This window comes from Psychroserpens sp. (assembly GCF_045105015.1).
Lineage (GTDB): Bacteria > Bacteroidota > Bacteroidia > Flavobacteriales > Flavobacteriaceae > Psychroserpens.
Map to the genome: position 1 here is coordinate 1 of NZ_JBGCCX010000009.1, position 12,271 is coordinate 12,271.

Here is a 12,271-nt window from a genome sequence, read left to right on the forward strand (position 1 = left end):
GTTAAGCCCATTTGCGCCGATGGTACTGCATTTGTGGGAGAGTAGGTCGTCGCCTTTTTTAAACGCCCTTACTATTTATTTAGTAAGGGCGTTTTTTTTTACATAAAATATCAATCTGAATTTTTATTGTTAAGAGGAAATTACTTAAACATACTATCCATTATTGTTTTTAAACCTTTGAAGGCAAAATATATTGCTAGTATACAGAAAATAAATGCTATGATAAGTATTGGTAAATATAATGACTTTTCTGTATTATTTTGAGCTACATAAAACAAGCTAGGACCAAGGAACATCAATATTAATGAAATCCCCATAGTTTTTATTCCATTAACTAATTTGTCTTTATCTGTTTTTTTAGTTTCCATTATTATAATTATTTATAGCAATTCTTACATTTTTATATTTATTTAATAAGATTTTAGCTTCTTCAAAATCAATATTTAACTCTTTTATTAGCATTTTTATTCCTCTTTCTACCAATTTATCATTGCTCAGTTGCATTTCTATCATTTTATTACCTTTTACCTTATTGAGTTTAATCATTGAAGATGTAGAAATCATATTTAAAATCAGTTTTTGTGCAGTACCAGCTTTCATTCTGGAACTCCCTGTTACAAATTCAGGTCCAACAATTACTTCAATTGGATATTTTGAAACTTTAGATAACGGACTGTTTTTATTACAAGTAATACAACCGGTCAATATTTTATTTATGTTACATTCTTCTAAAGCAGCAATTACGTAGGGAGTTGTTCCAGAGGCAGCAATACCAACTACAATATCTTTTGAATTTATATTATAAAACTTTAAATCTTCCCAACCTTGAGTAATAGAATCTTCTGCAAATTCTACAGCTTTCCTAATAGCTGAATCACCACCAGCAATTAGACCAATTACTAAATCATGTGGGACACCAAAAGTTGGTGGGCATTCAGAAGCATCTAGAATACCTAAACGACCACTAGTTCCGGCACCTAAATAGAATAATCGTCCACCAGATTCTAATTTTATAACAATTTGTTCTATTAAATTTTTAACTTGAGGTAGTGCTTTTTCAACTGCAGTTGGAACTGCTTTATCTTCTGAATTGATATGATTCAATATTTCTTCAACACTCATTTTTTCTAAATGATTGTAATTTGAATCTTGTTCTGTTGTTTTAATAAATGTCATATTGTAAAAATAAATAAAATTTATAATCCGCGTTAGTGATAGAAGCGACATCCTTTTTGAGTTTATACTCAAAAAGATAAAGAGAATAGCACGACACTTCTTCAACAACAATAATTAAGTCCTAGAAGTGTAACGCCAAAATTATTGAACTATATAAGTAAATTCAGAAACCTCAGATAGCCTAAAGTAGCCCAGTGGAAATTTATCTGGATTAGTTTGATTAATACAATTGCCTCTAACCGTTGCTGGCTGTGTTTCAAACGGACCACCTCCACCATCATCAGTTTGCTGAAGTAAAATAAACATAAATTCATAGAAGCGTTGTGAAACACCACTATTTCTTATTGTTACACTTTGACCAGGGTTTAAATCTTCTTCAACATAAAAACCAAAGATTTCATTTCCATTTACAAATTCATCTTTAAAAGTATCTAAAGTTGGTGTAATTGGTAAACTCGGTATAAACTCAAAAAAGTAATAATTTTCTTCATCTATAGGGTCGTTAAAAAAGGCTTTGATTTCGGTTTCTTCACCAGAAAAACCACCTTCTAAATTTTGCTCAACACGTGTGATCTCATTTACAGATTTTAGTGTTTCAGTAGCATTGTAAGTCTCACCTTGATAAATTATTTCTAACTCATATGTTTCATTTAATTGAGGTGTGAAATTATCATTTTTATAAATCCCCGTATTAACTTCTTCTATAAAAATAAATTCATCATTATTTGAGTTAGTAATTTTAACAAGTGCACCTAAAGCAGGAGGGATTTCGTTTTCAAAGAATGGGGCAGTTAAACTCAATCTTATACTTTGTTCGTTACCAGAAGTTCCTTTTACCCAATTTATTGAAGCATCTATAACCAATTTTGGGTCTGAAGTTGGTAGATCTAGATCTATTACATCTTCACAAGAATATGTAAAAATTAAAAGAATAATATATATATACTTCTTCATGTTTTAAAATTTGAAATTATATGAAACTGCAGGTACAAATCCGAAAATAGCTAACCTTACGGCTTCATTTCTAAATGTATCTCTATTTTGTCTAAAACTAATTGATGCTGCATTTCTTCTATTATAAATATTATAAATACCGAAAACCCATTCTCCTCTAAACCCTTTTGTTTTATTTGGTTTCGGAGTGTAATTTGCAGATATGTCTAAGCGATGATAGGTAGGTAGTCTAAATTCATTTCTGTTGGTATAACTAGGAATTCTAATTCCATTAAATTCATATTGACCATTAGGATAAGTTACTGGTTGACCGGTTTGAAATAAAAAATTAGCATTAAAAGTCCATTTTTTTGTTAACTCATAACTTCCTGTAAATGAAATATCATGTGTTTTATCAAACGCTGTATTATACCATTCTCCGTTATTTATTCCAGTTTCATTAGCTGATCTTCCTTTGGTTTGTTGTTCTGATTTAGAAAGCGTGTAAGCTAACCAACCTTTGAATCTTCCTTTATTTTTCCTTAAAAGTAATTCTAAACCATAAGCTCTGGCATTACCATTTAGAATGACTTGTTCAATGGCATCATTAGCAATTAAATCTGCTCCATCAATATAATCGATTCTGTTTTTTATGGTTTTATAAAAAGATTCAACCTCTAGAGAATAAGAATTATTTAAAAAGTTTTTAAAGTACCCAATAGCATATTGATCTAAAATTTGTGGTTTTATGAATTCGCCACTTGGTGTCCATACATCTAATGGAGTTGGAGAATTAGTATTTGATAACAAATGTAAATATTGTGTCATTCGGTTATAACTTGCTTTAACAGATGACACGTCATTTAATTGATAAGCTAAGGCTAAACGCGGTTCAAGATTGTTGAAGGATTTTATAACATCACTTCTGTCAAATTTTTCTGTTCCTGTAGGATCTGCCTTTTCATAAATTTGAAGTTCATCATTAAATAGTACAGCTTGATTATTCTCATAAACATTAAGTTCGTCTTGACCTAAACGTAAAAAATTACTAAATCTTAGTCCGTAGGATGCTGTTAAGTTTTCACTCAATTGATGTTCAACGTCCAAATACAAAGCATTTTCTAGGGCGTATTTGTCAATTAATTTTTGTGGATTTATTCCAGAAGTGCTAGTAGATGGTTCAATTTCACCTGGATTAAACTTGTGGTATATACTGTTTAAACCATATTGTAATTTTACTTTATCTGTTAGATAATGTTTTAAATCGTATTTTAAATTAAAGTTTCTAATTCCAGAATTCCAGTCAAACTCTACAAATTCAAGATTTAAACCATAATAATAATCAGAGTAAATCAAAGATAGGTTAGAAAACAGCTTATCAGAAAATAGATGGTTCCATCTAAAATTTAAAACTGTATTTCCATAGGTGTTTTCAAAACTATCGTTAAGACTAAAAACATCACGACCAAAATATCCAGATAAATAAATATTGTTATTTTGGTTAATTTTATAGCTCAATTTGGTGTTTAGATCATAAAAATAGGCAACATTATCAATATCAAAAAGTGGTAAAAATAAATGCGCATAAGATGTTCGTCCACCGAATAAAAACGAACCCTTTTGTTTTTTTATTGGTCCCTCTACAAGTAATCTACTAGATACAATTCCGACACCTCCATTACCGTGAAATTCATTGCTGTTTCCTTCCTTTTGATAGATGTCTAATACAGAAGAAACTCTTCCTCCATAACGTGCAGGAATGCCTCCTTTGTATAAACGTAGGTCTTTGATTGCATCTGGATTGAACACAGAAAAGAAGCCAAATAAATGTGAAGAATTATAAATAATAGCTTCATCTAGTAAGATTAAATTTTGATCAGCCGAACCACCTCTAACATTAAAGCCTGATGCACCTTCTCCAGCAGTTGTAACACCAGGTAAAAGTGTAATTGCTTTTATCACATCTGCTTCACCAAGAACGACAGGGATTTGTTTGATTGTACTTGCAGATAAGGCATTAACACTCATTTGTGGCTTTCTGATATTTAATCTCTCAATATCTTTTGTTATTACAACTTCATCAAGAGATTCCGTAGCTTCTATTAAGCTAAAATCTTTAGTAATATCTGATGTTAACTCAATAGTTTCAGTAATATTTTTAAATCCTAAATAGCTAATTACTAATTTATATGTACCCTCAGGAAGTGTTATGGAATAAAAACCATATTCATTTGTTATTGTTCCTGTTTGTTGCTCTGGAAATAGTATGTTAACACCAATAAGTGTTTCATTACTACTTATGTCAGAAATAACGCCACTAATAGTATGTTTTTCTTGGGCTAAAAGTCCTAACGGACTTAATAAAAATAAGAGTAGAATTACTCTAAGAGGTAATTTCATAAACTATGATTAATTTTTTTGATTGATGTTATACTAGGTTTAAACGAATCACTTTTATAATTGTTACGTTAAAAAGGTAAATTATTAACGTCTACATTTCCTCCAGATATAATTACACCAATTTTTTGTTTTTTAAATTTTTCCTTTTCTTTTAGAATTGCAGCAAATGCAACAGCACTCGAGGGCTCAATAATAATCTTCATACGTTCCCATATGAGTCGCATTGCTTCAATTATTTCAGTTTCAGAAACTCGAATAATTTGTTTTACATTGGCTTTAATTATTGGAAAGTTATGAGAGCCTAATTGTGTTCTTAACCCATCAGCAATTGTATTAGTACTCACATTAGTCTCAATTTTACCACTAATAAGTGAACGATAGGCATCATCTGCTTCTAAAGGTTCTCCTCCAAAAATTTGACAATGATTTGAATTAAAATTTGCTGCTAGTGCAGTTCCAGCTATTAATCCACCTCCACCAATTGGACAAAATATCACATCTAAATCTGGATGTTCAACAAGTAATTCTAATCCAGCTGTGCCTTGACCAAGAATGACATCAGTATCATTTGAAGGGTGTATAAATGTTGCTCCAGTGTTTTTTACGATTTGATCTGCTGCATTTTGCCTAGCTTCAATTGTAGGTTTACATTCAATCACTTCACCACCATATTCTAGAACTGCATTTTTTTTAACTTTAGGAGAATTTGACGGCATTACGATATAAGCTTTTATATTTAAACGATTAGCAGCAAGTGATAAGGCTTGAGCAAAATTACCTGAAGAATGTGTGACAACACCATTTTGCTGTTCTGTTTTAGAAAGCTGCATGATGGCATTTGTTGCGCCACGAATTTTATAGGCGCCAGCGCTTTGAAAATTTTCACATTTAAAAAATAGTTCAGCATTAATAAGAGAATTGATTAGCTTAGAAGTTAACACAGGTGTATTATGAATAAAAGGCTTAATTCTGTCGTGACATGCTTTTAATTCTTGTTTGGTCATTATTATAGTTCCAAAAAAAAGACCATTTAAAATGGTCTTTTTTTTTATGTTATTTTAAAATAGTGTTGAAAGTGTCACTTGGTCTCATGGCTGAAAAGGTATCCGATTCGTTAGGATTGTAATAACCTCCAATATCCATTGCTTGACCTTGAACAGCATTTAATTCTTCAACTATTTTTGCTTCATGTGCTTGTAAATCTTTAAATACTTTCGCAAATTCATGTTTTAGATCAATATCTTGAGTTTGATTTGCCAAGGCCTCAGCCCAAAATAGGGCTAAATAGAAATGACTCCCTCTATTGTCTAATTCATTTACTTTTCTAGAAGGTGATTTTCTATTTGCTAGTAATTTTTCAGTAGCATCATCTAAAGTTTCAGATAAAACTTTGGCTTTAGCATTATTATTTACATCTCCAAAATGATCTAATGATACAGCCAATGCTAAAAATTCACCTAATGAATCCCAACGTAAATGATTTTCTTTAGTGAATTGTTGAACATGTTTTGGTGCAGATCCACCAGCTCCAGTTTCAAATAAACCACCACCATTCATTAAAGGAACGATAGATAACATTTTTGCACTAGTTCCTAATTCTAAAATTGGGAATAAATCTGTTAAATAATCTCGCAACACATTTCCAGTCACAGAAATAGTGTCTTTACCGTCTTTTACTCTTGCAAGTGTAAAGTTAGTCGCTTCAATAGGAGAAAGGATTCTAAGATCCAATCCGTTAGTATCGTGACTTTTTAAATATTGGTTTACTTTTTTTATCAATTCAGCATCATGAGCTCTTTGATCATCTAACCAAAATACAGCAGGTGTTTGTGATGCTTTGGCTCTAGTAACAGCTAGCTTTACCCAATCTTGAATTGGAGCATCCTTAACTTGGCACATTCTCCAAATATCTCCAGCATCAACATTATGCGATATTAATACAGTTCCAGAAGCGTCGATAACGTCTACAGTTCCATTAGAACTTATTTCAAAAGTTTTATCATGTGAACCATATTCTTCAGCTTTCTGTGCCATTAACCCAACATTTGGAACAGTTCCCATTGTTGTAGGATCAAAAGCACCATTTGCTTTACAGAAATCTATAGTTGCTGTATATAATCCAGCATAACTACTGTCAGGTATTACAGCTTTAGTGTCTTGTTGTTTACCTTCAGCATTCCACATCTGTCCAGAAGTACGTATCATAGCAGGCATAGATGCATCAATAATCACATCACTTGGTACATGAAGGTTTGTAATGCCTTTATCAGAATTAACCATGGCCACATCAGGAGCATTAGCAAATGCCGAAGCAATATCAGCTTCAATTTCAAGACGCTTTCCTTCAGGTAATTCTTCTAAATTGCCTAATAAATTTCCGAAGCCATTATTTACATCAACACCAATGTCTTCAAAAGTATCAGCATGTTTTTCGAACAAATCAGCAAAAAATACTCGAACTGCATGACCAAATATAATTGGATCTGATACTTTCATCATGGTTGCTTTCATGTGTAATGAAAATAAAATGCCTTTGTCTTTTGCATCTTGGATTTCTTTTTTTAAGAAATCAAGTAATGCTTTTTTACTCATCACAGAAGCATCAATTATTTCTCCATCAAGTAATGGTGTACTTTCTTTTAAAACTGTTTGGTTTCCTGTTGTATCTGTGTGTATAATTTTTACGTCAGTTGCATTATTGATTGTAACAGATTTTTCATTGTGACAAAAATCACCATGAGTCATTGTTGCGACATGAGTTTTAGAATCTGAAGACCATGCTCCCATAGAGTGTGGATTCATTTTAGCAAAGTTTTTTACTGCTTTTGGCGCACGTCTGTCAGAGTTTCCTTCACGCAATACAGGATTTACTGCACTTCCTTTAATTTTGTCGTAGCGTGAACGTATTTGTTTTTCCTCAGTATTTTCAGGTTCATCAGGATAATTTGGTAATTTAAATCCTTGATTTTGTAATTCTTCAATTGCTGTTTTTAATTGCGGAACTGAAGCACTAATATTTGGTAATTTAATAATGTTTGCTTCAGGTAGTTTGGCTAAATCGCCTAATTCTTTTAAAGCATCAGGAACGCGTTGTTCTTCAGTTAAAAATTCAGGAAATACTGCTAATATTCTAGCTGCTAATGAGATATCTCTAAGCTCAATATTTATACCAGATGAAGCTGTAAATGATTTGATGATTGGTAATAACGAATGTGTTGCTAATGCTGGTGCTTCGTCTGTTTTAGTATAAATAATTGTAGGAGTATTTGCCATGAATGTATATAATTTATTTTAATCTCAAATGTTTAATTTTTAAGCTTTGCAAATATACAAAAAACTAGCTGGTATTAAAGTGAAAATTGGTATTGTAGCTTAAGAAAAACAACTATTATAAAGTGATAAAAGTTATTATAAAAACAAAAGCCATATCACAGTAGAAAACTACATTGACATGGCTTTTTTGATTTAGCTTCCACATGACCTATTTAACATTGCTGCTAAAGTTGAAATCGCTGAATTTGCATTCCCACATTTCCTTTCGGTTCAAGTTTTACTATCTCAAAGAAACATTTCTTAACTTTCAAAATGTATTGACCTGTTAATACTCTGTTTCGGTTTAATTGCCTTTCTTGATCTCTTTTTCACTATCTGTTCGTTTTCACGTTGGATATTTCAAAGACATTGCTCATCCTGTTCTCATTCACTTTCGCTACTGATACTATTTCAAAGCTTTCCGTTTCTCTGTTTGTTATCTGCTTGCACATTCAACAACTCGATTAACTTCTTGATTTTTTTGTCTAACACGCATACACTTGCGACTCCAAAACCTCAAAAAACAATTAATATAAAGAACGTTACTTTATTACAATTTAACATAAATTCAAAATTTAATTTAAAACCAAACTAGGTTTGTTGTTAATTGTTTAGCTAAAGTATGATTTTGTTAGATAATTCCAAATTTTAAGTAGACATAGATATTCACATTTTATAAACCGAAGTTATTAACAAAAGTTAATAACCAAAAAAGCCTTAACATTTGTCAAGGCTTTTGAGATATATGTACTTAGAAAATTATTTTCTAACTTCTTTGATTCTTGCTTTTTTACCAGTAAGACCTCTAAAGTAGTAGATTCTTGCTCTTCTAACTTTACCTCTTTTATTAACTTCAACTTTTTGAAGTGCAGGTAAGTTAACTGGAAAAATACGTTCTACACCAATAGTTCCTGACATTTTTCTAATAGTAAATGTTTCTGAACTACCAGAACCTTTACGTTGTAATACGACACCTCTAAAAAACTGTGTACGTGTTTTACTTCCTTCTTTAATTTCGTAGTATACTGTGATTGTATCACCAGCACTAAACTCAGGAAAGTCTTTTCTTGTTACAAATTCGTCTTGTACAAATTTTACTAAAGAACTCATTTTTTTATATTTATATAAATTATTCCAAATCAACATTCACGATTCTCGCCAGAGGTTAATCCAAAAGTGGCTGCAAAGATAGTTAATAATTGATAATCCACAATTAATAATTAATTTTTTTTGGGTGTTACTCTACTTTGTAGAGTCAGGCTTTCAGCAGTCGCTTTTGCTATGTCACCTCGAGCGAAGTCGAGAGGGTCTTACTGGTAAAATAGCAAAGAGCTCCAACAATGCTTCAATCCTTAACACAGGTGTGTAATTAATCATCTAATAAATCTGGACGACGATCTTTAGTTCTTTTGTAAGCTTCTGCTTCTCGCCATTTTTCAATTTCAGGGAAATTACCACTAAATAACACTTCTGGCACTTTCATGCCATCATACTCTCTAGGCTTTGTATAAATTGGTGGCGCTAATAATCCATCTTGAAATGAATCGGTTAGGGCAGAGGTTTCATTACCTAATACTCCTGGAATTAATCTAATCACTGCATCGCACAATACTGCTGCTCCTAATTCCCCTCCTGATAATACATAGTCTCCAATAGAAATTTCTTTTGTAATAAATTTATCACGAACTCTTTGATCCACACCTTTATAATGTCCGCAAAGAATCATAATATTTTCTTTCATTGAGACTTGATTGGCAATACTCTGATTTAAACGTTCACCATCTGGAGTCATATAGATGATTTCATCGTAATCTCTCTCAGATTGTAATTTAGTAATGCACTTGTCTATGGGTTCAATCATCATCACCATACCTGCACCTCCACCAAATTGTGTATCATCAATAGCTTTGTAGCCTCCAGTAGCATAATCACGTAGGTTATGAAAATGTACACTCACTAAATTGGCTTGAATAGCACGTTTTAGAATAGAAGCTTCAAACGGACTCTTAATTAATTCTGGTAAAACGGTAATGATGTCTATGCGCATGTATATTGTTTGAAGACTGCAAAATAACTAAAAACTAATATACAGTCATTACTAAATAAAAAATCTGTAATCGAAATTACAGATTTTTAATTAAAATATTATAATAATGTTTAAGCGTTCTTTTGCTTATTAATTTCATCTTGTAACTGACGTCTAACTTTTTGCTCGCGTTCTAGTGCAATACGTCTGTGCTCTTCAAATTCTTCTTCAGTTTCTGCTAAGGATAACTTGGCTTGCTTGGTAATTGCATTACTGTTTCTGTATTTATAAACAAAGAATAATAATAATGCTGATAAAATACCAACAATACTCCATAGTGTTAAACTGTAATTTGGCTTCGACATTGGCATTCCAAATAATTGCATGCTGTCTTTTTCTGCAATGGTATTAGTTAATTCCGTTTTGGTATTAGCCAATTCCGTATTTAAATCATCTATATTTTTAGATTGGGTAGTCACAACTAGTTGTGTTTCATCTAACTCTCGATATGTAGTTTTTAATGAATCTAAAACATTGGCTTTCAATTTAAGTAACCAAGCTTGCTTTACCGCTTCGTATTTTTGGCCTCTTGTGCCTTTAAAGTTTCCAGATTTTCTAAAAACATATTCAAATTGACTATCAATAGTTCCACTATTGAGTGATAGTTGATCTGTTTCGTCTGTAGTTTGTGAGTAGGCTGTAAAAAAACATACAGCAAATAATGACAGTAATAACGGCTTAAAAAATTTCATTTTGGTCAGTAAAATTAATTGTGTGATTATTAGGCAACAATATAATAAAATTATGAAGATTTACTCCATAATCAGTAAACAATTAGCCTCACAATTTGTGAGGCTAAGGTATATACGATTTAAAAATAATTTTAGATGTTTAGACTACTAATAATAAGTGTAACGTCTAACTTTAGAAATGTATTTTGCTAATCTAATGACTTGATGACTGTAACCATATTCATTATCATACCAAATGTATAAGATTGCATTTTTACCAGTTGATCTAACAATGGTAGCTTTACTATCATAAATTGATGGAGCAGAGCTTCCTACAATATCGCTTGATACTAATTCGTCACTCATCTCATATTTAATTTGCTCAACTAAATCACCTTCTAATGCATACTTTTTCATCATAGAATTCATAGCATCGACTGATGTTTTCTTTTCTAAGTCTAAATTCAATATTGCTAAAGATCCGTTTGGCACAGGTACACGAATTGCATTAGACGTTAATTTACCTTCAAACGAAGGTAAAGCTTTGCTCACAGCACTACCAGCTCCAGTTTCAGTGATTACCATATTTAAACCAGCTGCACGTCCACGTCTGTATTTTTTATGAAAATTATCTACTAAATTTTGATCATTAGTGTAAGCGTGTATGGTTTCTAAATGACCACTAACAACTCCATAAGTATCTTCAACAGCTTTTAAAATAGGAGTAATAGCATTTGTTGTACAAGACGCTGCTGAAAAAATATCAACTTTATCAGGATCATTTTCTAAATGATTAACACCATGAACAATATTTGGAATTCCTTTTCCAGGCGCAGTAAGTAATACTTTGTTTGTGCCTTTAGATTTTAAGTGTCTATTTAAAGCTTCTTTATCTCTGAAAGCTCCTGTATTATCAATAACTAAAGCATCTTTAATGCCATATTTTGTATAATCAATATCTTCTGGCGCATTTGCAGAAATGATGTTTACTGTCGTACCATTAATTATTAAAGCGCTGTTTTTTGCATCAGCAACAACAGTTCCCGAAAAATCACCATGAACAGAATCGTTTCTTAATAATGATGCTCTTTTTTCTAAAACAGTTTCATCAATTGTACCACGAGTAACAATAGCTCTCAAGCGTAACTGGCTACCTTTTCCAGTTTTAGTCATTAACTCTCTTGCAACTAAACGGCCAATTCGACCAAATCCATAAAGAACTACATCTTTGGGTTGAATGTTTTTATTTTTCTTAGCGTCTTTTAATTTATTGGCAACAAAACCTGTAGCATTGCTATACTTTTGGTCTTCTAAATGAAACTCATAAGTTAGTTTTCCGATGTCTAACTTAGCAGGAGGAAGATCTAAAGTTTTGATTGCTTGTGCTATTTCAACAGAATCAAAGATTGAGATTGGTTTTTGTACAAATTCTCCAGCATACTCGTGAAGATTTAAGATTTCACTGACGTTACGATCAATCAATTGATTTCTAAACAATACCAATTCGATAGATTTGTCATACCAAAGGTCACTGACGATTTTGATAAATTCTACTGTTGCTCTTCTTCTATCTGCTTGAAAAGCTAATTCGTTTTCATAAGTTCCGTTCAAACTCATTGTTTTAAATTTAGTGTGTTGTTTGTTTTGTTTTAACGTTTTCATTTTAATAAAACAAAATATGAAAACGTCTCAG

General features: G+C 31.7%; 10 protein-coding genes. All 10 read right to left on the minus strand.

What is annotated here, in order from left to right; all coding sequences use genetic code 11:
• Window positions 1–140: 140 nt before the first annotated feature.
• Window positions 141–368: a DUF6095 family protein gene (locus AB8B90_RS00395; RefSeq protein ID WP_405332451.1), complete on the minus strand. Its 228-nt coding sequence runs from the start codon at window positions 366–368 to the stop codon at window positions 141–143.
• Window positions 358–1,176, minus strand: a complete 819-nt coding sequence (gene murQ, locus AB8B90_RS00400; RefSeq protein ID WP_405332453.1) for an N-acetylmuramic acid 6-phosphate etherase — start codon at window positions 1,174–1,176, stop codon at window positions 358–360. The genes AB8B90_RS00395 and murQ overlap by 11 nt, the downstream gene beginning before the upstream one ends.
• A gap of 141 nt (window positions 1,177–1,317) precedes the next feature.
• The gene (locus tag AB8B90_RS00405) at window positions 1,318–2,130 is read right to left on the minus strand and encodes a DUF4249 family protein (RefSeq protein WP_405332456.1); all 813 of its coding nucleotides are present in this window, start codon (window positions 2,128–2,130) and stop codon (window positions 1,318–1,320) included.
• A gap of 3 nt (window positions 2,131–2,133) precedes the next feature.
• Window positions 2,134–4,509 (minus strand): TonB-dependent receptor, encoded by a 2,376-nt coding sequence (locus AB8B90_RS00410; RefSeq protein ID WP_405332459.1) that lies wholly within the window; start codon window positions 4,507–4,509, stop codon window positions 2,134–2,136.
• A gap of 68 nt (window positions 4,510–4,577) precedes the next feature.
• Complete coding sequence (locus AB8B90_RS00415; protein WP_405332461.1) at window positions 4,578–5,513, minus strand: pyridoxal-phosphate dependent enzyme; 936 nt, start codon at window positions 5,511–5,513, stop codon at window positions 4,578–4,580.
• Between the two features lie 49 nt (window positions 5,514–5,562).
• Window positions 5,563–7,782, minus strand: a complete 2,220-nt coding sequence (locus AB8B90_RS00420; RefSeq protein WP_405332464.1) for an NADP-dependent isocitrate dehydrogenase — start codon at window positions 7,780–7,782, stop codon at window positions 5,563–5,565.
• 798 nt (window positions 7,783–8,580) lie between these two features.
• The gene (rplS, locus tag AB8B90_RS00425; RefSeq protein WP_405332467.1) at window positions 8,581–8,931 is read right to left on the minus strand and encodes a 50S ribosomal protein L19; all 351 of its coding nucleotides are present in this window, start codon (window positions 8,929–8,931) and stop codon (window positions 8,581–8,583) included.
• 259 nt (window positions 8,932–9,190) lie between these two features.
• Window positions 9,191–9,868, minus strand: coding sequence for a tRNA (guanosine(37)-N1)-methyltransferase TrmD (gene trmD, locus AB8B90_RS00430; protein WP_405332470.1), 678 nt, complete (start codon window positions 9,866–9,868; stop codon window positions 9,191–9,193).
• 110 nt (window positions 9,869–9,978) lie between these two features.
• Complete coding sequence (locus AB8B90_RS00435; protein WP_405332473.1) at window positions 9,979–10,599, minus strand: tRNA (guanine-N1)-methyltransferase; 621 nt, start codon at window positions 10,597–10,599, stop codon at window positions 9,979–9,981.
• A gap of 147 nt (window positions 10,600–10,746) precedes the next feature.
• Window positions 10,747–12,195 carry a glyceraldehyde-3-phosphate dehydrogenase gene (locus AB8B90_RS00440; protein ID WP_405332526.1) on the minus strand — a complete coding sequence of 483 codons (1,449 nt, stop codon included), beginning with the start codon at window positions 12,193–12,195 and terminating at the stop codon, window positions 10,747–10,749.
• Window positions 12,196–12,271 lie beyond the last annotated feature (76 nt).

What these genes read in the sequence shown, in the direction of transcription:
- AB8B90_RS00420 (WP_405332464.1), bottom strand. Translation starts at nt 7,782, where the DNA reads ATGGCAAATACTCCTACAATTATTTATACTAAAACAGACGAAGCACCA.
- AB8B90_RS00435 (WP_405332473.1), bottom strand. Translation starts at nt 10,599, where the DNA reads ATGAAATTTTTTAAGCCGTTATTACTGTCATTATTTGCTGTATGTTTT.
- AB8B90_RS00395 (WP_405332451.1), bottom strand. Translation starts at nt 368, where the DNA reads ATGGAAACTAAAAAAACAGATAAAGACAAATTAGTTAATGGAATAAAA.
- AB8B90_RS00405 (WP_405332456.1), bottom strand. Translation starts at nt 2,130, where the DNA reads ATGAAGAAGTATATATATATTATTCTTTTAATTTTTACATATTCTTGT.
- trmD (WP_405332470.1), bottom strand. Translation starts at nt 9,868, where the DNA reads ATGCGCATAGACATCATTACCGTTTTACCAGAATTAATTAAGAGTCCG.
- rplS (WP_405332467.1), bottom strand. Translation starts at nt 8,931, where the DNA reads ATGAGTTCTTTAGTAAAATTTGTACAAGACGAATTTGTAACAAGAAAA.
- AB8B90_RS00415 (WP_405332461.1), bottom strand. Translation starts at nt 5,513, where the DNA reads ATGACCAAACAAGAATTAAAAGCATGTCACGACAGAATTAAGCCTTTT.
- AB8B90_RS00440 (WP_405332526.1), bottom strand. Translation starts at nt 12,195, where the DNA reads ATGAGTTTGAACGGAACTTATGAAAACGAATTAGCTTTTCAAGCAGAT.
- murQ (WP_405332453.1), bottom strand. Translation starts at nt 1,176, where the DNA reads ATGACATTTATTAAAACAACAGAACAAGATTCAAATTACAATCATTTA.
- AB8B90_RS00410 (WP_405332459.1), bottom strand. Translation starts at nt 4,509, where the DNA reads ATGAAATTACCTCTTAGAGTAATTCTACTCTTATTTTTATTAAGTCCG.